Source organism: Pseudomonas zanjanensis, from assembly GCF_014268745.2.
Taxonomy (GTDB): Bacteria; Pseudomonadota; Gammaproteobacteria; order Pseudomonadales; family Pseudomonadaceae; genus Aquipseudomonas; species Aquipseudomonas zanjanensis.
Genome location: NZ_JABWRB020000003.1, coordinates 233,676 through 254,240 on the forward strand (window position 1 = coordinate 233,676; position 20,565 = coordinate 254,240).

Genomic DNA, 20,565 nt, shown 5'->3' on the forward strand with positions numbered 1-20,565 from the left:
AGCGGGCCGGTGGCAAATGGGCGCACAGGATACCACCGCACTTGCCCACGCCACAGTTGACGACGGTCAAGCTTAGGAGTCCGATAGCAGGCTTGGTAAAAAGTCCTGCGACAAGGAGAAAGTGAAGATGGCCAAACGTATCCAGTTCAGTTCCCACGGCGGTCCCGAAGTGCTCGAGTACGTCGATTACTCGCCTGCCGAGCCCGGCCCGCAGCAGGTGCGCGTCAGCAACAAGGCGATCGGCCTGAATTTCATCGACACCTATTACCGCAGCGGCCTGTATCCGCCACCGGCGTTGCCTTCTGGCCTGGGCGCCGAGGGCGCGGGCGTGGTCGAGGCGATCGGCTCCGATGTTACGCGGTTCAAGGTCGGCGACCGGGTGGCGTACGGCAGCGGCCCGCTGGGGGCCTACAGCGATGTGCATGTGTTGCCCGAAGCCAACCTGGTGCACCTGCCCGAAGCCATCAGTTTCGAACAGGCCGCCGGGGTGATGCTCAAGGGCCTGACCGTGCAATACCTGTTGCGCCAGACCTATGAACTCAAGGGCGGCGAAACCATTTTGTTCCACGCGGCCGCCGGTGGCGTGGGCTCCTTGGCTTGCCAGTGGGCCAAGGCTCTAGGCGTGAAGCTGATCGGCACTGTCAGCTCGGCGGAAAAGGCCGCCATCGCCAAATCCCACGGCGCCTGGGAAGTCATCGACTACAGCAAGGAAAACGTCCCGCAGCGCGTGTTGGAATTGACTGACGGCAAGAAAGTCCCGGTGGTGTACGACGGCGTTGGCAAGGACACCTGGCTGACGTCGTTGGATTGCACGGCGCCCCGTGGCCTGGTGGTGAGCTTCGGCAACGCCTCCGGCGCGGTGGATGGCGTGAACCTGGGGATTCTCTCGGCCAAGGGCTCGCTGTACGTCACCCGCCCAACCCTGGCGACCTACGCCAACAACGCCGAAAACCTGCAGCGCATGGCGGATGAGTTGTTCGGGATGATCGCCAGCGGCAAGCTCACGGTGGATATCAACCAGCGTTATCCACTGGCGGAAGCGGCCAAGGCCCATACCGAGTTGTCGGCGCGGCGCACGACGGGGTCGACCGTTCTCCTGCCTTGAGATTGGGTACCCAAGGGTACATGCAGTACCTGTGGGAGCGGGCTTGCTCGCGAATTCGGTGGGTCAGCTTGCATCAATGTTGAATGTGCCGACGCCTTCGCGAGCAAGCCCGCTCCCACACTTGCTCGGTGGTGCTCATAAATACTGGGTACAACACAAAACCTTGTGAAGGCGAGTTCGATTTCCCTGGCCGCCGCAAATCCCCTGTGGGAGCGGGCTTGCTCGCGATAGCGGTGGATCAGCCAACATCAATGCTAACTGACCTGACGCCTTCGCGAGCAGGCTCGCTCCCACACTTGCTCTGTGGTGCTCATAAATACTGGGTACAACACAAAACCTTGTGAAGGCGAGTTCGATTTCCCTGGCCGCCGCAAATCCCCTGTGGGAGCGAGCCTGCTCGCGAATTCGGTGGGTCAGCTTGCATCAATGTTGAATGTGCCGACGCCTTCGCGAGCAAGCCCGCTCCCACACTTGCTCTGTGGTGCTCATAAATATTGGGTACAACACAAAACCTTGTGAAGGCGAGTTCGATTTCCCTGGCCGCCGCAAAAAACCTGTGGGAGCGGGCTTGCTCGCGAATTCGGTGGGTCAGCTTGCATCAATGTTGAATGTGCCGACGCCTTCGCGAGCAAGCCCGCTCCCACACTTGTTCGGTGGTGTTCATAAGTACTGTGTGCAACACAAAACCCTGTGCGAGCCTGCTCGCGATAGCGGTGGATCGGCCAACATCAATGCCAACTGACCTGACGCCTTCGCGAGCAAGCTCGCTCCCACAGTGGTTTATGCAAGATGCAGAGTCTGTGTTCGGGCTCAGTCCGGCCGCACGACCTTGCCGGTCGCCAGGTCGCGAATCACGCTGGGGTTCTTGCGCCCGCCCAGGTTGCCGCCCAGCACCAGGTCGATCTGCCCGCGGAAATACTGCTCGACGCGAATCCGCGTGCGCGCTGCCGGGCGCCCCTGCGGGTTGGCCGACGTGGACACCAGCGGCCCGACCAGCGAACACAAATCACGCACGGTGGGATGATCGCTGACCCGCAGCGCGACGGTGTCGTGCACGCCAGTAATCCACTCCGGCAGCAGGTTCTGGTGCGGCACCAGCCAGGTATTGGGCCCTGGCCAGGTGCTGGCCATGCGGTCCATCCAGGTTTCGGGGAAGTCTTCGAACAGAAAGTCGAACTGGTGGATGTTGTCCGCCACCAGGATCAGGCCTTTGTCGGGCAGCCGCGACTTGATCGCCAGCAGGCGTTCCACCGCCTCCTCGTTCCATGGGTCGCAACCCAGGCCCCAGACCGCTTCGGTTGGATAGGCAATCACCGCCCCGGCGCGAATTTCTCGCGCGGCTTGTTGCACACGCCAACTGTTGACCATGAAAGATTCTCCCGCAACGCAATTAAGGCTGTGGGCAGTTTACCGATCTTCCCCATAAAACCTAGCGTGCGAACCAGCGTCCGTTGTCACGAGTGGCGCGCCCCTCCATTTCCAGCTCAGTCAGCGCCGCCAGCACCTTGGGCAAACCCCAGCCACTGGCATCGGCCAACGCCTCGCTGCTCTGCGGCGCGGCATGCAGCAGGCGCAGCAGCGGATGGGTCACGGGCACAGGCTCGGCGGCCAGCGGCAGCCGCTGCCAACCGCGCAATGCTTCGAGAATGTGCTCGACGGTTTCCACCAGCGCCGCCCCGTCGCGGATCAGTTGATGACAGCCCCGGGCCCCAGGGTGATGGATCGACCCTGGAATGGCATACACCTCGCGACCCTGTTCCGCCGCCAGCCGCGCGGTGATCAGCGAACCACTGGCGACACTGGCCTCCACCACCAGCACACCGAGGGACAAGCCACTGATGATCCGGTTGCGGCGCGGAAAGTTGCTGGCGTTGGGCGCTGCGTCCAGCGGGAACTCCGAAACCACCGCGCTGCCCTGGGCAATCATCGCCTCCGCCAGCCGACGATTTCGCTGTGGATAAAAATTTTCCAGGCCAGTGCCGAGCACGCCGACGGTGCATCCGCCAACGTCCAGCGCCGCCTGATGGGCCGCCGCATCGATGCCCAACGCCAGGCCACTAGTAATGACAAAACCCGCCCCGGCCAGGCTCCTGGAAAACGCCGCCGCCGTGTCCATGCCCGGTCGCGATGCCCGGCGACTGCCGACCATCGCCAGCTGCGGTTTTTCCAGGATCGAGGGGTCGCCAGCGACGAACAGCAGCGGCGGCGCATCGCTGATCTGTGCCAACAGCGCCGGGTAGTCAGGCTGGTCCCACATCAGTAAATGCTGGGCCGAGCCGTCTAGCCAGGCCAATGCATGGGCGGCGCCGTCGCGTATGTCCGGGGCGCGTCGGGCCTCGGCGCACGAGGCCGGCAACCCCAGCGCCCGCCAGGCGCTGGCCGGCGCGCTGATGGCTTTGGAGGCCGAGCCAAAGGCCTCCATCAAGGTCATGAAACGTTTAGGTCCCAGCTCCGGCAAGCGATGCAAGCGCAGACGGGCCTCCAGTTCCGCAGGCGGAACCGAAGCAGATTCAGGCAAAGGCATGTGATCAATCCTTGATCATTATCGTCCCGTTGAAACGGGAACAAGCTGTGGATAACTCTGTTGGTAACTTGTGAGACCCGTTACGGATTGCGCACCTTGTCGAGGATCGCCAACGACCGCGAGGCGTACAGCACCAAGCCGTAACTGAGTTTGTCGTAAGTGCGGAACACCATCAGCAGGCCGGCCCGTTCATCGGGGATTTTCACCGGCTCGCCGGTGATGCGGTCGCGCACCGTTTCGCCGGTCTTCATCACCGCCAGCACGTTGCCTTCCACCAGCCCGTCGCGCCGCCCCTTGTTCAGGGTGACCACGTCCAGCGCGCCGATCTGCGTCACGCCCCGAGGCACGTCCAGGATCAACCCCTGGATGTCCGATTTCGGCGCGCTGGGCATGAAGGTCGAGTTGATCGAGCGCTCTTCGCCGCTGAACAGGCGATCACCCAGGCGCACTTCCTGGGTGGTGCGTTGCAGGGCCAGGGTGGTGACGTCGCCCTCGCTGGCGACCACTTCGCCGCTGCCGATGTCGTCGGCGTTGATGCCCAGGAATTCCTTGGTCTCGGGGTCGGTGTAGACCTTGCCCTGGCGGAAGATGCCGTACGCCGTCTGGCTCTCATCGAACGCACCACGAGCAAAGACCCGGTCCCCCATGCCACTGAGCACCCGCTCGGCATTGCCGGCGACGACGTAGGGCGCCTTGTTGAAATCTTCCGCCGTGTCGACGATGCGGTTGCTCAGCAAAAAGCTGTTGATGGCCTGCAGCGGAATGCTCGGGATGGCGTCGGCCACCGGCGAACTGCGAATGCGCGGCGACAGCTTGATGGTGCCCCGCGAGGCGCCGCGATTGAGGGTCAGGCGCGGCTGGCCGTTGACGTAGACCAGCGACAGGGTGTCGCCCGGATAGATCAGGTTGGGGTTTTCGATCTGTGGGTTGGCCTGCCACAGCTCCGGCCATTTCCACGGCTCGCGCAGGTATTTACCGGAAATGTCCCACAGCGTGTCCCCCGTCACCACCGTGTATTGCTGGGGAAAACCTTCCCGAAGTTGCACTTGCCCGTGCGCGATACCGGCCGAGGCCAGGAGCAGCAGGGCGAGTAGTGATTTCCTCATGCGGTGAATCCCTTTATTATGTGCGTTCGCGTAAAACGCCAGAGCCCCCGTGGCTCGCTCTGTTCAAGAGCAACGTTTTACAACGGTAGCCTGCATCCCGACACACGCCAGGCCAGCCACCCGACTTTACCTCACACGTGCATTTATCAAGCTTATGGCCATTTTGAACATTCTCGAATTTCCGGACCCGCGCCTGCGCACTATCGCCAAACCGGTGGCCGTAGTGGACGACGAAGTGCGTCAGCTGGTCGATGACATGTTTGAAACAATGTATGAGGCGCCCGGCATCGGCCTCGCCGCGACCCAGGTCAACGTGCACAAGCGTATCGTCGTCATGGACCTCTCCGAAGACCGCAGCGAGCCCCGGGTGTTCATCAACCCCGAGTTCGAAACCCTGACCGACGAGATGGACCAATACCAGGAAGGCTGCCTGTCGGTGCCGGGCTTCTACGAAAACGTCGACCGTCCGCAGAAGGTCAAGATCAAGGCCCTGGACCGTGACGGCCAACCTTACGAGCTGATCGCCGAAGGCCTGCTGGCGGTGTGCATCCAGCACGAATGCGACCACCTCAACGGCAAGTTGTTCGTTGATTACCTGTCTAATCTCAAGCGTGACCGGATCAAGAAAAAACTGGAAAAGATCCATCGCCAGAACGCTTGATGCCCCTCTTCAAAGGCTTGCCGCGGCAAGCCTTTTTCTTTTTGCGACTGCTTTGTAATTGAGAGTTTTCCATGACTGAGCCACTGCGCATCGTCTTTGCCGGCACTCCCGAGTTCGCCGCCGAACACCTCAAGGCCCTGCTGGCCAGCCCCCATGAAATCGTCGCGGTCTACACCCAGCCGGATCGTCCCGCCGGTCGCGGGCAAAAATTGATGCCCAGCCCGGTCAAACAACTCGCACTGGAAAATGGTTTGCCGGTGTTGCAGCCGCCAACCCTGCGCGACGCGCAAGCCCAAGCCGAACTGGCCGCGCTCAAGCCGGACTTGATGGTGGTGGTCGCCTACGGCCTGATCCTGCCGCAAGTGGTGCTGGACATCCCGCGCCTGGGTTGCATCAACAGCCACGCCTCGCTGCTGCCGCGCTGGCGCGGCGCGGCGCCGATCCAACGTGCGGTGGAAGCCGGCGATGCCGAGAGCGGCGTGACCGTGATGCGCATGGAAGCCGGTCTGGACACCGGGCCGATGCTGCTCAAGGCCAGCACCCCCATCAGCGCCGAAGACACTGGCGGCAGCCTGCACGACCGCCTCGCGCTGATCGGCCCGCCAGCGGTGGTCCAAGCCATCGCCGGCCTGGCCGCTGGCACGCTGGAAGGCGAAGTGCAGGACGACAGCCTCGCCACCTACGCGCACAAACTGAACAAGGACGAAGCTCGCATCGACTGGAGCCGCCCGGCCGTCGAGCTGGAGCGCCTGGTGCGGGCCTTCAACCCTTGGCCGATCTGCCACAGCACCTTGAACGGCGAAGCCCTGAAAGTGCTGGCGGCCAGTTGCGCCGAAGGGAAGGGCGCGCCGGGAGAAATCCTCAGCGCCAGCAAGGACGGCCTCGTCGTTGCCTGTGGCGAGCAAGCGTTGTGCCTGACGCGCCTGCAACTGCCCGGCGGCAAGGCGCTGAACTTCAGCGACCTGTTCAACAGCCGCCGTGAGAAATTCGCCGTCGGCACCGTCCTCGGCCAAGCGGCGGACGCCTCATGAACCCGCGTCTGGCCGCCGCCAAGGCACTTGCCGCCGTCCTCAGCGGCAAAGCCTCGCTGAACAGTTCCCTGCCGACCCAGCTGGACAAGGTCGAAGACCGTGATCGCGGTTTCACCCAGGACCTGGCGTTCGGCACCGCCCGTTGGCAGCCGCGCCTCTCGGCCCTCGCGGCCAAGTTGTTGCAAAAGCCCTTCAAGGCTGCCGATGCCGACGTCGAAGCGCTGCTGCTGGTGGGTCTCTACCAACTGCTCTACACCCGCGTCCCCGCCCACGCCGCCATCGGCGAAACCGTGGGCTGCGCCGACAAGCTGAAAAAACCTTGGGCCAAGGCCCTGATCAACGCCGTGTTGCGCCGCGCCCAACGGGAAAGCGAAACCCTGTTGGCCGAACTGGAACACGACCCGGTGGTACGCACCGCCCATCCACGCTGGTTGCAGAAATCCCTCAAGGCCTTCTGGCCCGAGCAGTGGGAAGCCATCTGCGCCGCCAACAATGCCCATCCGCCGATGATCCTGCGGGTCAATCGCCGCCACCACACCCGCGATGCCTACCTGGCGTTGCTGGGCGAGGCGGGCATCCCGGCCATCCCGTGCCAGTACAGCCGCGACGGCATCATCCTGGAAACCCCGGGCGATGTGCGCGCACTGCCGGGCTTCGCCGAAGGCTGGATCAGCGTCCAGGACGAAGCCGCGCAACTGGCCGCCGACCTGCTGGAGCTGGCGCCCGGCCAACGGGTGCTGGACGCCTGCTGCGCGCCAGGGGGCAAAACCTGTCACATCCTCGAAGCTGAGCCGAAACTGGCTGGCGTCGTGGCCGTGGACCTGGAAGCCAAGCGCCTCGTGCGAGTGAAGGAAAACCTCGAACGCCTGGGCCTGGACGCCGAACTGTTCGCCGCCGACGGTCGCGACACGGCTGCATGGTGGGACGGCAAACCGTTCCAGCGCATCCTCCTCGACGCGCCATGCTCGGCCACGGGCGTTATCCGCCGCCATCCGGACATCAAGCTCACCCGTCAGCCGGACGACATTGCGGCATTGGCCGTGTTGCAAGGCGAACTGCTCGACGCCCTGTGGTCGACCCTGGACGTGGGCGGCATGCTGCTCTACGCCACCTGCTCGACCTTGCCGACCGAAAACACCGAAGTGATCGAAGCCTTCCTCGCCCGCACGCCGGGCGCCCGGGAGTTGGACATCGCTACCCAGGCCGGCCTCAAGCAGCCTCACGGCCGCCAGTTGCTGGCCCAGGAAGGCGGCCACGATGGGTTCTATTACGCCAAGCTGATCAAAATCGCCGCCGCACGCGGTTAAAACCGATTCGATAGGAGTGAATGGATGAAAATCATCATCCTGGGTGCAGGGCAGGTCGGCGGTTCGCTGGCGGAACATTTGGCCAGCGAGGCCAACGACATCACCGTGGTCGACACCGACAGCGAACGCCTGCGCGACCTCGGCGACCGCCTCGACATCCGCACCGTGCAAGGGCGCGGTTCCTTGCCGACGGTATTGCGCCAGGCCGGCGCCGACGACGCCGACATGCTCGTGGCCGTGACCAACAGCGACGAAACCAACATGGTCGCCTGCCAGGTCGCCCACACGCTGTTCCACACCCCGACCAAGATCGCCCGGGTGCGCGAAGCCGCCTACCTGACCCGCGCCGACCTCTTCGACAACGAAGCGATCCCGGTGGACGTGCTGATCAGCCCCGAACAGGTGGTCACCAACTACATCAAGCGCCTGATCGAACACCCCGGCGCCTTGCAGGTGATCGACTTCGCCGAAGGCAAGGCGCAACTGGTGGCGGTCAAGGCCTACTACGGCGGCCCGCTGGTGGGCCAGCAACTGCGCCAATTGCGCGAGCACATGCCGAATGTCGAGACCCGCGTCGCCGCGATCTTCCGCCGCGACCGGCCGATCCTGCCCCAAGGCGACACGGTGATCGAAGCCGACGACGAAGTGTTCTTCATCGCCGCCAAGGCGAACATTCGCGCGGTCATGAGCGAAATGCGCCGCCTCGACGAGAACTACAAACGCATCGTCATCGCCGGCGGCGGCCAGATCGGCGAACGCCTGGCCGAAGCCATCGAAAGCCGCTACCAGGTCAAGATCATCGAGATGAACCCGGCACGCTGCCGCTACCTCTCCGACACCCTCGACAGCACCGTGGTGCTGCAAGGCAGCGCCTCCGACCGCGACCTGCTGCTGGAAGAAAACATCGCCGACGCCGACATCTTCCTGGCCCTGACCAACGACGACGAAGCCAACATCATGTCCTCGCTGCTAGCCAAGCGCCTGGGCGCGAAAAAGGTCATGACCATCATCAACAACCCGGCCTACGTCGACCTGATCCAGGGCGGCGACATCGACATCGCCATCAGCCCGCAACTGGCCACCATCGGCACCTTGCTGGCCCACGTACGCCGCGGCGACATCGTCAGCGTCCACTCCCTGCGCCGCGGCGCGGCCGAAGCCATCGAAGCCATCGCCCACGGCGACGCCAAGTCCAGCAAAGTGATCGGCAAAGCCATCCGCGACATCGGCCTACCGCCCGGCACCACCATCGGCGCGATCATCCGCGACGAACAAGTGCTGATCGCCCACGACGACACCGTGATCCAGACCGGCGACCATGTGATCCTGTTCCTGGTGGACAAGAAGCACATTCGCGATGTCGAGAAGCTGTTTCATGTGGGGTTGAGCTTTTTCTGATCCAGCATCTGCGGTGCTGGTCCTCTGCCTTCGCGAGCAAGCCCGCTCCCACAGGTTTGCTGTTGTTCACGACAATGGTGAGCAACAAAGATCTACTGTGGGAGCGGGCTTGCTCGCGAAAGCGCACCAACGGCCAACAGATCAATCACTGACACCCCCGAGGAAGCGCCCCCATGCTCGACTCCCTGGAAAAAATGCTAGCCAAGGGCATGGACAACGCCCTCCTGCGCTTCGGCCTCGGCAAAGGCTACCTAGACCTAGGCGAATTCCCCCGCGCCGCCGAACACCTCCAACGCTGCGTCGAATTCGACCCCAAATACTCAGCCGCCTGGAAACTCCTAGGCAAGGCCCACCAAGGCCAAGGCAACGCCGCCGCAGCCCGCCAAGCCTGGCAACAAGGCCTTGAAGCCGCCCGAGCCCACGGCGACAAACAAGCCGAAAAAGAAATGACCGTGTTCCTCAAAAAACTGGACCGCCACCCCTGACTTCACACAAAACTGCTTTTGTGGCGAGGGAGCTTGCTCCCGCTTGAGTGCGCAGCACTCACAAAAAAGCCCACCGCGCCCTCAATACCAGCCCACCAGACAGCCAACACACAAAACCCCTGTGGCGAGGGGATTTATCCCCGCTGGGCTGCGCAGCAGCCCCAAAACAGCCAACGCGGTCTGTCTGATGTACCGGAAACTAACAGAGATTTGCTTCTTAATAGGATGCCCACCGATTTTTACCAAATCTATGGAGTGGACAATGACGAACGAAAATAGAGAATTAAGTCCGGATCTACACTCGCAAATACTGAAATTCAGTAGTGACGGAGATCTGCTGGCCGAGTCAGGCTGCTTTGAGGAAGCGGTAGCCCAATATAACAAGGCGTGGTCATTAATCCCTTCCCCCCAAAATGATTGGGAGGCTGCAACCTGGATCCTGGCGGCCATCGCTGACGCTTGCTTTCTATCCGGATTTACGGCCTCCGCTCGCGAAGCTTTGCAGTACGCAATGACTTGCCCTGGCGGGATTGGAAATCCTTTTTTGCACCTGCGTCTTGGACAGGTTTTGCTCGATGATAGTCAAGATGATCGTGCAGCAGATGAGTTGATGCGCGCATACATGGGAGCTGGCCCACAGATTTTCGCCGCGGAAGACGCCCGCTACTTGGCTTTTCTCAGGACACGTGCTGATCTTGACGCAGGGTGAAAAAGCGATGAAGCGAATTTCCCGGTTGTTAGCCGTGTTATGGGTGCTAATCCACGCCTCATATTTGCCAATGACGCAGAAAGCGTAAGCCTCTCAGGCGAAGCTACAGACATCAATCCCACCGTCCGCAGGGATGCGGTTATGAGTTGCCACGAAGGCAAACAATTCCCAGCAATCATACGCGCGACGACAATTATGAAAGCTCCGAGAATGACTAAGACACACGGCGCTCTCCGGGCTCAAAAGCTCGTGGAGCTTGGCTGGACTGTTAAACATGAATTTAAGGCTGGCAACGAAACATACGAGTGGTATCTGGAATGGGAGCACGTTGAAGAGCCTCCATTGCTTTCCTCACAAGATAATTGGGATGACCTAGCCAATACCGCCCCTGGTGACTGATTCAAAATGGCAGATTGAAGAACCCGAGGGACAAAGCACGATTTGGGCTCACCTGTAATCGGACTGTCTCATAATCGTGGTCTGTTCCCGTTTCCCCAGGACATCATCTCAACCCTTAGGTTGAATAGAACGTAAGTACGCTCTCATATATTGCTGCGTCTTGAGTTATCAGCAAGAGGCGACAGGCGCCAAGCAGAGCGTGCACGGGTTGTAAGTCTTCAATTTGTGCCCAGAACGCGTCGACCTTACCGCCCTCTCCGAACGGTTGAAATGCGATAGCGTTGCTGAATTTGGAGAGCCTCGCCCGATCAGGCAAGCGCTCAAAAACGTACCACTCATCAAAGCCCGGCGTGGGTAACTGAGCGATATCCATAACGATAGGACTGATCGCCAAGTCACCTACACGTTGCCACCCGCTAGCGATCTCAACGGCGCTAAGGCTATAGGGCCCGCTATCCGACGCAGCAATCGCCACATAACGCCCACGTACGAGCTGAGGAAGCTGGCGAATGAGGTCGCCTAGGTTAACGTCGTATCCATCGTGCCAGTCGAGAGTGCTGTAGCCCGCGCGCGCCCCGGTATGCAGCTCGGTTGTCATATATTTCCTTTGAGGATCAGCGAATGACAAAAAAGGGATTTATCTTCTGAAACTAAATCTGTCCCCCGACTCCTAGTAAAAGTCGTAATACAGCGCCCACTCCCCAGTTTCACTGTGCTTCCAGAACATCAGGCTCCCACTGTCGACCACGTTCAGATTGATCTTCGAGTCCGATGAGATCTGGAACACAAACTCGAAGCCTTCACCCGGATCAACACCCGACTGGCAGAACGAGGGGTAACCGCCGATCTTGTGTTCGTAGGTGTGGGTGACCAAGTCGTAATAGCTCTGGATCTTGCCCGCGCGTTCCAGCGTGAGGATTGCTTGCTCAAGGTCTTCCGGGACACCACCGCCATCCCACAGCGGAAAGTCCTCCGGCACCGCTTGCGCTGTCAGTGGGAAGGGTTTGAGGAATGAATCTGCCACCGACAGAGACTTGCGCACCAACACATCATCCGGCCCGTACTCGCGGATAACCCAATTATCCCCCATCGGCTCAAGGTGCTCGGGGAACGGGTTTGAAATGAACACCGTCAGCACACGAACCCCTGCTAGCAGAGGGCTGTTGATGGGCAGGGCGGGCAGGTAAAACTGCGCATAGGGGAGCAACTGCTGCCCCGCCTGATTAGTGGGCACCTCTTCATCCGGTCGGAACAGGAAGACATTGCCCAGCCAGCTTTCTTCATCGGTGCCGGTAGGACGAAAGCCGCCGGCAATGAGCTTCACGGCGGGGCGGGCCAGGCGTTGCTTGATTTCCTGGATTTCCATGGCGATGTAAACCTCCTTTTTGCTACAGGTATTAAGGCCGCAGATGGGCAGTGTACGAGAGTGGATGGCAGCGCTTCTTTGCCCGAGCTAGGCCACATTAGCGTCCTTCACGGATAAGAGAGTGGACCTCCTCCCACTTCCCGGGCCAATGACTTTCGAGGGCTCCTAGCGTGCCTGAGTGTCATCGATACCGGCTCGGCCAGTGGAAGGAAACGATAGAGCCCGAGGGCAAGGCTGCAAAGCCGGCGGATTCTGGTGCGGTTGTAGGCAAAGGCGCGGGGATATGTGGCTTGGAGGTGCGGTGGTCAGGTCCTGGCTTGGCCCACAGCAGGTGGAGAAGCAGGAGCAAGCATCCGTTGCGAGTGTTATTGAAGGGGCAAATCTACGGAAAATAAATCCGTCCCCTTATTTCGTCCCCTTATTTCATGTGCCAGAGTGCGAAGGCTGCGCACGCAAATCCCAATGTGGTGGCTTCTTTTCTTCTGGCGTGCGTAATGGATACAGCACAGCTATCACTCCTTTTCTAATGTGACGTCCGCTTAATGAGGAGCTTAGTGCTCGTGCCCGCTTCGGGCTAGGCCAGAGAAAACGTGCCGGCCGACTTACTATCGACTTACTATCTGGAATAAATCCCTTTTTTCCAACCCACCCTGTTTACAAATGCCTGCTGACACGAAGGATCCTGTGCATGCTCCAATCCCTGCTCGACAAAATCCTCAGTCGTCCTCTGACTCAGGAAGGATTTGCCAAAAAATTTATCGAGTCAGCCCGCAAGGCTGGCTACAGCGAGGCCATGGACTTTCAGACTAGCGAGTTTCGCATCCGTCATAACAATGGTTCGTACTTCAATCTTCATAACGCCTTTCGCGACTATCAAAATGGAGACAAGACCCAGAAGGTCGCAATTTTGAATGGGTACGTATCGACTCTGTTGGCGTCTGGCCAGAGAACCGGGACGGTCTTTGAAAACGTGAAAGCACACTTACGTCCGGTTATTCGAAATCTTGCCATGCTTGAGGAAGTTCGACTGGAGCACGCCAGAAATGGTGGCGATAAGCCGCACGATGTCGTTTATCAGTCCTTGGGTCGCGACTGTGTGATTATGCTTGCCGTCGACTCGCCCGAGTCCACCGCCACCCTTACGAGGGGCCCTGAAGCGCAGTGGGGTGTCACAATGGATGAGGCAGTGGCGATCTCCATTGAGAACTTGCGCGATGCTACGCACGAGGCCTTTGATGAGATTATCCCTGGGCTCTACGCCGCGCAGTGGGCGGACGGATACGACAGCAGCAGAGTCTTGTTGCCAGATGTTCTACATCGCGCATCAGTTAAAGGTCGACCGGTGTTCATGATCCCCAGTCGTGACGTCTTGATGGTCACGGGCGACAAGGATGAGCAAGGCATCCGTCAGATGGTCGAGCTTAGCTTCATAGCGCTTGAGAGGGGCAGGGCAGTCTCCACCGACATTTATACCTATGACGGGCGCGATATCGTCCCATTTCACCCTGATGATGAAGGGGTCAATAACCGTCTGGCCAAGCTGGAACATCTGCTGCTCCAGGGTAGTTACAGTATTCAGAAAGAGTTGCTCGATAAGGTCAATCTGGAAACGGGCGTCGATGTGTTTGTTGCCTCGTACCATCTCTACGAGCTGGCTGACCAGAACGGCAAAACCGTATCGATGAGCGCTTGGACAAAAGGTGTGCTGACCCTATTGCCCAAGACGGATCGCGTCGCGTTGGTTGAACCCGTTCAGGGTGGGGAACCGACAGTCAAAACCGTTCCCTGGGGCGAACTTGAATCCGAGCTTGGCGATCTGCTGACTACAGACGCTGGCTATCCACCTCGCTATCGGACACTAGGATTTCCTTCGGCAGAGCAGCTTAATCGCCTGACTGCCTTATGATCGCTGCTCAACTAATATGGCGCACTGCGATGGAGGGTTGAATGCCCGATACTTTCAGCGCGCATGATCATGCGAACCGCAATCAGGCAGAAATCCTCATTAGCAACGATTGCGCTTGCTTTGGTTGCTATGCGGTATTTCCTGCTTCTGATGTGACACGGTTTACTGAGACCACGGCATGGTGTCCAAAATGCGAGGCTTTCAGTACGGTCGTTGGCGATGCCTCCGAGCTGCCTTTGGATCGAGAGTTTCTGGAGGCAGTTCACGATCATTGGATCGGGCCTCAAGATTGGTTAGATGAGATGGCGGCGCAGACTCACGCGATCGCAACTGCTGTTTACACGCAGACAAGCACAACGATGGATGAGGAACGAGTTCGTCCTTGGTGGAGGTTTTGGCGATGACACTCCCAATTATCCAGCGAATGCATGCGATCAGTTTGCTGTGTCTTTTCTGTCTAAGCCGCTATGCGATTGCAGGAGCAAAAAGGGGATTTATATACATAACACACCGTCCGTCCGCTTTTAGCCCGTTTGCGGCTTATCGCTAGAAAGAACCCTTGGGGGCCATGGGGAAACGATTCTAGGATATTCAGAAAATATCATCTGTTCCACGGATGGAAGAAACCCGACGCAAAACGTCGGGTTTTTTCGTTGAGAGATTAAATACTACTGCCGCGGCTCCACATTATCCAACACCCGATTCGCCAGCAACGAACGCAGCTCAATCAACTGCTGAATCCCCTGCGCCACATGACGCCTCGATCCCTCCAGATCAAACGCCAAATCACTCACCATCGCATCAGCCGAAGCCAGCGTCTCAGTGAGGTTGGCGAGCAAACATTCGTTATCGAGGCCTTTCACGACGGCGTATAGCTGCCCCGGTTTGGGCTCGTCTTTGGATTTATCCGGTTTCGGTAGCAGGTAGTGATCGAGCACCCGTTTGGTGGTTTCGTCTTGCTGCTTGGCTTTGGATTTTGCGGATGTAGAGGTGGAATCTGCTTCTGGCGGATTCGGAGTTATTTTGAACATAGGTATGTCTTCTCAGTTAGGCCGCAACCATTTCGCTACTAAACGATAGGGTGGCGGCTGTGCGCAGGTTAGTAGACCGGTGACATACCTAAAACCGGCGCGCCCGAGGGCGCCATGCGCACAGCCACCATCGAGTGCAGGCGAATGCCTAACTGATGAGACTCATGCAGCCGATATGTCATCTGGGCTACTAAACCCGACCACTGATGGGCAGTGGCAGGAAGACAATAGAACCCCGGGACAAGGCGCACAAGCGGGCGGATTCTGGCGTAGTTGTAGGCAAAGGCGCAAGGATGCGTAGCTTGATAGAGGATGTAGGTGAGGGCTGTAGGAGGGAGGTTTTTTGGCGATTCGGGTGGTGTGTTCTGTGCTGGAACTGGGGTGATTTCATCGCGAGCAGGCTCGCTCCCACAGGGTTTTGTGTGGCACACAGTATTGATGAACACCACCGAACAAGTGTGGGAGCGGGCTTGCTTGCGAAGGCGTTGGTGCATTCAACACTGATGCAAGCTGACCCACCGTATTCGCGAGCAGGCTCGCTCCCACAGGGGATTTGCGGTGGCCAGGGAAATCGAACTCACCCCTGAGCCACGCCTCAGCTCCCTTCATTGTTGCAGCTGGCCCCGTGTTTGAGATACGTCAGGGCTTTCTGCACACCCATCGAATCAAGGTAGGTAATCCGCGCATTCACCAACCCGCAGGTCTGGCCGCCGTCTTCAGTCAACGAGATCACTTTGTCGATGTCCAGGTGGGTGCCGTAGGAATAGCTTTCGCTCGCTGCTTTGTCTTGGGCCAAGGCGGGTAATGCGCCGGCGCTCAGAGCGGTGATCAGGCAAGCCGTTGCGATGGTTTTCAGGTTCATGGTCGTTTCCCTTCAATGAGTTGGATGGCGCTCATTAAAGGCCCATGACGTATCTCGGCTGTGTCGAAAAAACGCCGTGGTTGGATGCGTACGTATCTGAGGTGAATTGCGATACAGATCGATACAATCGCCACTGTTTTTTGCTTATTTCGGGCTGGATAGGCTGGACGACGATGCGCTGCCAACCGGCAACACGGCATCGTCACACTGCGCAAATCGATGCGCGCATTTCGGAGAGCAGGGCATGGAACATGTCGATCACGTATTGATCGTGGATGATGATCGGGAAATCAGGGAACTGGTCGGCAACTACTTGGTGAAGAATGGCCTGCGCACCACCGTGGTCGCCGATGGGCGTCAGATGCGGGCCTTTCTCGAAGCCAATCAGGTGGACCTGATCGTGCTCGACATCATGATGCCGGGGGATGACGGGCTGCTGTTGTGCCGCGAGCTGCGCGCCGGCAAGCACAAGGCGACACCGGTGCTGATGCTGACGGCTCGCAGCGACGAGACCGACCGCATCATTGGCCTGGAAATGGGTGCCGACGATTACCTGGCCAAACCCTTCGCGGCCCGGGAGCTGCTGGCGCGCATCAACGCGGTGCTGCGGCGCACGCGCATGCTGCCGCCCAACTTTGTCGTCACCGAAAGCGGCCGCATGCTCAAGTTCGGCCGCTGGCGCCTCGACACCACTGCTCGCCATCTGCTCGATGAAGACGACACGCTGGTCTCGCTGAGCGGCGCCGAGTACCGGCTGCTGCGGGTGTTTCTCGATCATCCTCAGCGGGTGCTGAGCCGCGACCAGTTGCTCAACCTGACCCAGGGCCGTGACGCGGACATCTTCGACCGTTCCATTGATTTGCTGGTCAGTCGCGTGCGTCAGCGCTTGCTGGATGACGCCCGCGAGCCGCTCTACTTGAAGACGGTGCGCAATGAAGGCTACGTCTTTACCTTTGCGGTGGAAATGCTTGAGGAGCAGGCATGAAACTCCCGTTGCAATGGCCTCGCACGCTGGCCTCGCGGTTGTGGCTGGTGTTCCTGGTCGGCCTGATACTCGCACAGGCCCTGACCTTCGCAGCCCAGTACTACGAACGCTACGAAAGCACCAAGACGGCGATGTTGGGCAACTTCGAACACGACACGGCGACGTCCATCGCCATCCTCGACCGTCTGCCTGCCGACGAGCGCCTGGCATGGACCAAACGCTTGCAGCGTCGCAATTATGATTATTTGCTGCGCGAGCATGATCCCGGCATTCCACTCACGTCGAACGATCTCGCGGCGACGGCGGCGCAATCCCTGCAAGTCTCGCTGGGCCGCAACTATGACCTGACCTTTGTCGAGATCCCGGGCCCACGCCAGCATTTTCAAGCCCAGGTGCGACTGGCCGACGGCAGCCCGGTGACCATTGATGTGCGTCCCTCGGTCAGGCCATTGTCGCCCTGGTTGCCCTTTGTCCTGTTCGGTCAGTTGCTGTTGATGATCGGCTGCACCTGGCTGGCCGTGCGCATCGCCATACGCCCCCTCAGTCGACTGGCCGAGGCGGTCGAGAACCTCGACCCGAACGCCCATCCCGTGCCGTTGGATGAAACCGGTCCACGGGAAGTGGCCTACGCCGCTCGCGCCTTTAACAGCATGCAGGCGCGCATTGCCGCGTACCTCAAAGAGCGCATGCAATTGCTCGCGGCGATTTCCCACGACTTGCAGACGCCCATCACGCGCATGAAGCTGCGCGCCGAGTTCATGGACGACTCGGTAGAGAAAGACAAACTGGGCAACGACCTCAACGAGATCGAGCACCTGGTGCGCGAGGGCGTCGCTTATGCGCGCAGTGTCCATGGTGCGACGGAGACCAGTTGCCGCATCAGTCTGGATTCTTTTCTCGACAGCCTGGTGTGCGACTACCAGGACACCGGCCGGGAGGTCAGCCTGCGCGGCCAGAACGGCGCGATCATCGAGACAAGGCCCCATGCGCTGCGGCGTATTCTGGTGAATCTGGTGGATAACGCGCTGAAGTACGCCGGCACCGCCGAGGTGGAAATCGGCGGCCATGCGAGCACTGGCGTTTCCATCAGCGTGCTTGATCGAGGGCCGGGCATTCCCGAGGAGATCCTGGCCGAGGTGGTGAAGCCGTTCTATCGGGTGGAAAGCTCCCGCAACCGCAGTTCTGGCGGCACCGGCCTGGGCCTTGCCATCGCCCAGCAGTTGACCGTCGCGATTGGTGGAACGCTGAGCCTGCGCAACCGCGACGGCGGTGGTCTTTGCGTGACCCTCGATTTCGGCGGCGATCAGTAGGCCGCGCTGGCTGCACGTCAGGAACAGTGGCATGCATTTGTAAGCCACTGTATCCAGCGCATCTACAGACTCAAAACAACGCATAACGGCCGGGTGTAGAACATTTCCGGTATACATGCCGCTGCAAGAATGCTCCCCATCAAGTCGCCATCGGATCCCCGGTGGCGAGCCATGACCTAAGGAGATCTTGCAATGAATACCCAGTCCTCCCGCGCTCAAGCAGCCAGCTACATCACCACCCCGGATGGCGTACAGCTCTATTACAAGGACTGGGGCCCGAAAGATGGACCAGTTGTCACCTTCAGCCACGGCTGGCCGCTGAATTCCGATAGCTGGGAATCGCAGATGCTGTTCCTGGCGGACCAAGGCTATCGGGTGATCGCCCACGACCGCCGCGGCCATGGCCGTTCCAGCCAGCCGTGGGAAGGCAACGACATGGATCACTATGCCGATGACCTGGCCGCTGTGATCAACACCCTGGACCTTAACGACGTCACCTTGGTGGGTTTCTCGACCGGGGGTGGCGAAATCACCCGCTACATCGGCCGCCACGGCACCGACCGGGTGAAGAAAGCCGCACTGATCAGCGCCGTTCCGCCGATGATGCTCCAGACCGAAGACTACCCAGGCGGCCTGCCGATCGAGGTGTTCGACGGCCTGCGCAAGGCCTCGCTGCACAACCGCTCGCAGCTGTATCGCGACATCGCGTCTGGCCCGTTCTTCGGCTTCAACCGCGACGGGGCGAACGTCTCCCAGGGGCTGATCGATTCGTTCTGGGTGCAGGGCATGCAAGCGGGCCACAAGAATACCTATGACTGCATCGCGGCGTTCTCGGCGACGGACTTCCGCGCCGACCTGGCCAAGTTCGACGTGCCGACACTGATCGTACATGGCGACGACGACCAGATCGTCCCGATTGACGCCTCCGCCCATGCCGCCGCTGAGTTGGTGCAGAACGCCGAGTTGATCGTCTATCCGGGCGCGCCGCACGGCCTGACCGACACCCACAAGGACCGCCTCAATCAAGATCTGTTGGATTTCCTGGCTAAGTAAGCCCATCGCATCCTCCGATAAATGAAAAAGGAATGATCATGCTCACTATCAAATCGCTGTTGGCCGTCACCATCACCGCTGCGCTGGCACTGACATCCGTTCAAAACGCAACCGCCGCGCAACCCGACGCCGCCAAGCCCACCATCGTGCTGGTGCATGGCGCCTTCGCCGAATCGTCCAGCTGGAATGGCGTTGCCGCCCAGTTGCTGAACCAGGGTTATCCGGTCGTTGCCGCGGCCAACCCGCTGCGCGGCGTGAAGCAGGACGCCGATTACGTCGCCGATATCGTCGAGCAAACCGCTGGCCCGGTGATCCTGGTGGGTCATTCCTACGGCGGCGCCGTGATCACTAACGCCGTGCATAACAACCCCAAGGTCAAGGGGCTCGTCTATGTCGCAGCCTTCGCGCCGGACAAAGGTGAAACCGCCATCGAACTGTCCGGTCGCTACCCTGGCGGCACCCTTGGCCCGACCTTGGCGGCTCCGGTGCAGTTGGACGACGGCAATAAGGATCTCTACATCCAGCAGGACAAATTCGGCCAACAGTTTGCCGCCGACGTCCCAGCGGCTGATTCCGCGCTGATGGCTGCGACACAACGCCCAATCAGCGAGGCGGCCTTGAAGGAAGCGTCTGGCGACCCGGCCTGGAAAACACTGCCGTCCTGGTTCATCTACGGCTCGGCGGACAAGAACATCCCCGAGGCGGCCCTGAAGTTCATGGCCGAACGCGCCGGCTCGAAAAAGACTGTCACCGTTCCAGGGGCTTCCCATGTGGTGATGACGTCGAATCCGGGGAAGGTTGCGGAGCTGATCGTTGAGGCGGCGCAGGCCAGTTCCAAGGGGTGATCATGTGAAGCGGGGCGACTGACCCTCATCCGTTGGCCTTCGAGAAGACCAAAAACCCGGCACAGGTGGCCGGGTTTTTTCGTTGGGGGCATAAATACTATTGCCGCGGTTCTACGACCTCAGCTCAATCAGCGGCTAGTACCCTGCACCACATGACGCCTCGATCCATCCAGAACAAATGCCAGGTCACTCACCATGGCGGCGCACAGTGTGCAGCCTTGGGCTCGGTATTCGGCTCGACACAAACCCCCTGTGGCGAGGGAGCTTGCTCCCGCTGGCCTGCGCAGCAGGCCCCTGCATTCCTCCAGGCAAACCGCATCGCCCGGTGTTGCGACTGCTGCGCAGTCGAGCGGGAGCAAGCTCCCTCGCCACGGGGGCTGTCTGGGCTGACCAAACCGCTGTCCAAATTTTTATGGCAACGAGCCATTAGTATAGATAATCCATCTGCGAATCATTAGCATTAGTGGCATTGGCTTCCCGTT

20 protein-coding genes are annotated in these 20,565 nt (G+C 60.0%); 13 read left to right on the forward strand and 7 right to left on the reverse strand.

The features are described from left to right. Nucleotides 1–127 precede the first annotated feature (127 nt). Complete coding sequence (locus HU715_RS20830; protein WP_186706405.1) at nt 128–1,105, forward strand: NADPH:quinone reductase; 978 nt, start codon at nt 128–130, stop codon at nt 1,103–1,105. Between the two features lie 810 nt (nt 1,106–1,915). Here the strand turns inward: HU715_RS20830 and tsaC are convergent. The 3 genes from tsaC to HU715_RS20845 form a co-directional block, all read right to left on the reverse strand. After that, the gene (gene tsaC / locus HU715_RS20835) at nt 1,916–2,473 is read right to left on the reverse strand and encodes an L-threonylcarbamoyladenylate synthase type 1 TsaC (RefSeq protein WP_014335849.1); all 558 of its coding nucleotides are present in this window, start codon (nt 2,471–2,473) and stop codon (nt 1,916–1,918) included. Nucleotides 2,474–2,534: 61 nt separating this feature from the next. Beyond that, on the reverse strand, nt 2,535–3,629 hold the full coding sequence (gene dprA, locus HU715_RS20840) for a DNA-processing protein DprA (protein ID WP_186710658.1): 1,095 nt from the start codon (nt 3,627–3,629) through the stop codon (nt 2,535–2,537). A gap of 80 nt (nt 3,630–3,709) precedes the next feature. Beyond that, complete coding sequence (locus tag HU715_RS20845) at nt 3,710–4,735, reverse strand: LysM peptidoglycan-binding domain-containing protein (protein WP_186710651.1); 1,026 nt, start codon at nt 4,733–4,735, stop codon at nt 3,710–3,712. Nucleotides 4,736–4,889: 154 nt separating this feature from the next. Here HU715_RS20845 and def point away from each other — a divergent pair, with 154 nt between their 5' ends. The 6 genes from def to HU715_RS20875 all read left to right on the forward strand — a co-directional run bounded on the left by def (nt 4,890) and on the right by HU715_RS20875 (nt 10,326). Further along, a complete protein-coding gene (gene def / locus HU715_RS20850) occupies nt 4,890–5,396 on the forward strand; it encodes a peptide deformylase (RefSeq protein ID WP_030138961.1) in 507 nt (168 codons plus the stop codon). A gap of 71 nt (nt 5,397–5,467) precedes the next feature. Then, the gene (fmt, locus tag HU715_RS20855) at nt 5,468–6,427 is read left to right on the forward strand and encodes a methionyl-tRNA formyltransferase (RefSeq protein WP_186710649.1); all 960 of its coding nucleotides are present in this window, start codon (nt 5,468–5,470) and stop codon (nt 6,425–6,427) included. After that, on the forward strand, nt 6,424–7,734 hold the full coding sequence (gene rsmB, locus HU715_RS20860; RefSeq protein ID WP_186710647.1) for a 16S rRNA (cytosine(967)-C(5))-methyltransferase RsmB: 1,311 nt from the start codon (nt 6,424–6,426) through the stop codon (nt 7,732–7,734). Before fmt ends, rsmB begins: the two co-directional genes overlap by 4 nt. Nucleotides 7,735–7,758: 24 nt before the next feature. Then, nucleotides 7,759–9,132 (forward strand): Trk system potassium transporter TrkA, encoded by a 1,374-nt coding sequence (gene trkA, locus HU715_RS20865; RefSeq protein WP_186710645.1) that lies wholly within the window; start codon nt 7,759–7,761, stop codon nt 9,130–9,132. A gap of 173 nt (nt 9,133–9,305) precedes the next feature. Then, nucleotides 9,306–9,617 (forward strand): tetratricopeptide repeat protein, encoded by a 312-nt coding sequence (locus HU715_RS20870; RefSeq protein WP_186710643.1) that lies wholly within the window; start codon nt 9,306–9,308, stop codon nt 9,615–9,617. A 262-nt stretch (nt 9,618–9,879) separates the two neighbouring features. Beyond that, the gene (locus HU715_RS20875) at nt 9,880–10,326 is read left to right on the forward strand and encodes a tetratricopeptide repeat protein (RefSeq protein ID WP_186710641.1); all 447 of its coding nucleotides are present in this window, start codon (nt 9,880–9,882) and stop codon (nt 10,324–10,326) included. Nucleotides 10,327–10,840: 514 nt separating this feature from the next. Here HU715_RS20875 and HU715_RS20880 read toward each other — a convergent pair. Both HU715_RS20880 and HU715_RS20885 read right to left on the reverse strand, forming a co-directional pair. Further along, nucleotides 10,841–11,323 carry a hypothetical protein gene (locus HU715_RS20880; protein WP_186710639.1) on the reverse strand — a complete coding sequence of 161 codons (483 nt, stop codon included), beginning with the start codon at nt 11,321–11,323 and terminating at the stop codon, nt 10,841–10,843. A 72-nt stretch (nt 11,324–11,395) separates the two neighbouring features. After that, the gene (locus HU715_RS20885) at nt 11,396–12,091 is read right to left on the reverse strand and encodes a DUF1963 domain-containing protein (RefSeq protein WP_186710638.1); all 696 of its coding nucleotides are present in this window, start codon (nt 12,089–12,091) and stop codon (nt 11,396–11,398) included. Between the two features lie 688 nt (nt 12,092–12,779). On the opposite strand from HU715_RS20885, the gene HU715_RS20890 reads away from it, so the two are divergent. Further along, nucleotides 12,780–13,997, forward strand: a complete 1,218-nt coding sequence (locus tag HU715_RS20890) for a DUF1444 family protein (RefSeq protein ID WP_186710637.1) — start codon at nt 12,780–12,782, stop codon at nt 13,995–13,997. A 41-nt stretch (nt 13,998–14,038) separates the two neighbouring features. Next, nucleotides 14,039–14,401 (forward strand): hypothetical protein, encoded by a 363-nt coding sequence (locus tag HU715_RS20895; RefSeq protein ID WP_186710636.1) that lies wholly within the window; start codon nt 14,039–14,041, stop codon nt 14,399–14,401. A 264-nt stretch (nt 14,402–14,665) separates the two neighbouring features. Here the strand turns inward: HU715_RS20895 and HU715_RS20900 are convergent, their stop codons facing one another. Together HU715_RS20900 and HU715_RS20905 are read right to left on the reverse strand one after the other, a co-directional pair. Further along, nucleotides 14,666–15,028 (reverse strand): DUF6124 family protein, encoded by a 363-nt coding sequence (locus HU715_RS20900; protein ID WP_186710635.1) that lies wholly within the window; start codon nt 15,026–15,028, stop codon nt 14,666–14,668. Nucleotides 15,029–15,623: 595 nt separating this feature from the next. Beyond that, complete coding sequence (locus tag HU715_RS20905) at nt 15,624–15,890, reverse strand: DUF2790 domain-containing protein (protein ID WP_186710634.1); 267 nt, start codon at nt 15,888–15,890, stop codon at nt 15,624–15,626. Nucleotides 15,891–16,134: 244 nt separating this feature from the next. Between HU715_RS20905 and HU715_RS20910 the strand changes: the two genes are divergently transcribed. The 4 genes from HU715_RS20910 (at nt 16,135) to HU715_RS20925 (ending at nt 20,083) form a co-directional block, all read left to right on the forward strand. Beyond that, nucleotides 16,135–16,875 (forward strand): response regulator, encoded by a 741-nt coding sequence (locus HU715_RS20910; RefSeq protein ID WP_186710633.1) that lies wholly within the window; start codon nt 16,135–16,137, stop codon nt 16,873–16,875. Beyond that, complete coding sequence (locus tag HU715_RS20915; RefSeq protein ID WP_186710632.1) at nt 16,872–18,185, forward strand: ATP-binding protein; 1,314 nt, start codon at nt 16,872–16,874, stop codon at nt 18,183–18,185. The genes HU715_RS20910 and HU715_RS20915 overlap by 4 nt, the downstream gene beginning before the upstream one ends. Before the next feature lie 192 nt (nt 18,186–18,377). Then, entirely contained in the window at nt 18,378–19,238 is an 861-nt protein-coding gene (locus tag HU715_RS20920; protein WP_186710630.1) for an alpha/beta fold hydrolase, read from the forward strand. 32 nt (nt 19,239–19,270) lie between these two features. Further along, nucleotides 19,271–20,083, forward strand: a complete 813-nt coding sequence (locus tag HU715_RS20925) for an alpha/beta fold hydrolase (RefSeq protein ID WP_186710628.1) — start codon at nt 19,271–19,273, stop codon at nt 20,081–20,083. Nucleotides 20,084–20,565 lie beyond the last annotated feature (482 nt).

Coding starts and splice junctions, on each gene's coding strand:
- HU715_RS20895 (WP_186710636.1), top strand. CDS start 14,039: ATGCCCGATACTTTCAGCGCGCATGATCATGCGAACCGCAATCAGGCA.
- HU715_RS20880 (WP_186710639.1), bottom strand. CDS start 11,323: ATGACAACCGAGCTGCATACCGGGGCGCGCGCGGGCTACAGCACTCTC.
- dprA (WP_186710658.1), bottom strand. CDS start 3,629: ATGCCTTTGCCTGAATCTGCTTCGGTTCCGCCTGCGGAACTGGAGGCC.
- rsmB (WP_186710647.1), top strand. CDS start 6,424: ATGAACCCGCGTCTGGCCGCCGCCAAGGCACTTGCCGCCGTCCTCAGC.
- HU715_RS20830 (WP_186706405.1), top strand. CDS start 128: ATGGCCAAACGTATCCAGTTCAGTTCCCACGGCGGTCCCGAAGTGCTC.
- HU715_RS20915 (WP_186710632.1), top strand. CDS start 16,872: ATGAAACTCCCGTTGCAATGGCCTCGCACGCTGGCCTCGCGGTTGTGG.
- HU715_RS20875 (WP_186710641.1), top strand. CDS start 9,880: ATGACGAACGAAAATAGAGAATTAAGTCCGGATCTACACTCGCAAATA.
- trkA (WP_186710645.1), top strand. CDS start 7,759: ATGAAAATCATCATCCTGGGTGCAGGGCAGGTCGGCGGTTCGCTGGCG.
- fmt (WP_186710649.1), top strand. CDS start 5,468: ATGACTGAGCCACTGCGCATCGTCTTTGCCGGCACTCCCGAGTTCGCC.
- def (WP_030138961.1), top strand. CDS start 4,890: ATGGCCATTTTGAACATTCTCGAATTTCCGGACCCGCGCCTGCGCACT.
- HU715_RS20870 (WP_186710643.1), top strand. CDS start 9,306: ATGCTCGACTCCCTGGAAAAAATGCTAGCCAAGGGCATGGACAACGCC.
- HU715_RS20905 (WP_186710634.1), bottom strand. CDS start 15,890: ATGAACCTGAAAACCATCGCAACGGCTTGCCTGATCACCGCTCTGAGC.
- HU715_RS20890 (WP_186710637.1), top strand. CDS start 12,780: ATGCTCCAATCCCTGCTCGACAAAATCCTCAGTCGTCCTCTGACTCAG.
- HU715_RS20910 (WP_186710633.1), top strand. CDS start 16,135: ATGGAACATGTCGATCACGTATTGATCGTGGATGATGATCGGGAAATC.
- HU715_RS20920 (WP_186710630.1), top strand. CDS start 18,378: ATGAATACCCAGTCCTCCCGCGCTCAAGCAGCCAGCTACATCACCACC.
- HU715_RS20900 (WP_186710635.1), bottom strand. CDS start 15,028: ATGTTCAAAATAACTCCGAATCCGCCAGAAGCAGATTCCACCTCTACA.
- HU715_RS20885 (WP_186710638.1), bottom strand. CDS start 12,091: ATGGAAATCCAGGAAATCAAGCAACGCCTGGCCCGCCCCGCCGTGAAG.
- HU715_RS20925 (WP_186710628.1), top strand. CDS start 19,271: ATGATCATGCTCACTATCAAATCGCTGTTGGCCGTCACCATCACCGCT.
- tsaC (WP_014335849.1), bottom strand. CDS start 2,473: ATGGTCAACAGTTGGCGTGTGCAACAAGCCGCGCGAGAAATTCGCGCC.
- HU715_RS20845 (WP_186710651.1), bottom strand. CDS start 4,735: ATGAGGAAATCACTACTCGCCCTGCTGCTCCTGGCCTCGGCCGGTATC.